The sequence below is a fragment of the Mesorhizobium sp. BHbdii genome, from assembly GCF_053848045.1.
The window spans coordinates 1-464 of sequence record NZ_JBSPKX010000193.1 but is presented as its reverse complement, the minus strand read 5'-3'; the positions used below and the strand labels follow the sequence as shown (position 1 = coordinate 464).

1 protein-coding gene is annotated in these 464 nt (G+C 65.1%); it reads left to right on the top strand.

From position 1 onward, the window contains the following. Window positions 1–346 (top strand): SAM-dependent methyltransferase (locus ACWTU8_RS32575; RefSeq protein ID WP_455851344.1); only part of this gene is annotated, 346 nt, incomplete at its 5' end. Window positions 347–464 lie beyond the last annotated feature (118 nt).

The following is a 464-nucleotide window of genomic DNA, read 5'->3' as shown; positions in this document are numbered from 1 at the left end:
CACCGGCCACAAGCGCACCGACCACATCCGCACCATGCATCTGTGCGAGGTGGCTGCAGATTTCGCGCTGTCCGTCCTGAAACCGGGCGGCCATTTCCTCGCCAAGACCTTCCAGGGCGGCGCCGAGAACGAACTGCTGTCCATGCTCAAGAAGAATTTCCGCTCCGTCCACCACGTCAAGCCGCCGGCCTCGCGTGGTGAATCGGTCGAGCTTTATCTCCTGGCCAAAGATTTTAGGGGGCGAGAGTCCGGTTCGCCGTCAGGCGGATCGGAACGTCCAGTGGACGTTCCGAAGGACTCGAGCGCCCGGAGCCATAGCGAAGGGCCGGGAGACGCTGAAGCCTAAGCGGCCACTCACTGCCGGTCCGCCGTCAGGAGATCCGAAACGTCCAGTGGACGGTCCGAAGGACTCGAGCGCCCGGAGCCATGGCGGAGGGCCGGGGGGCGCCGAACCCTAAGCGGAC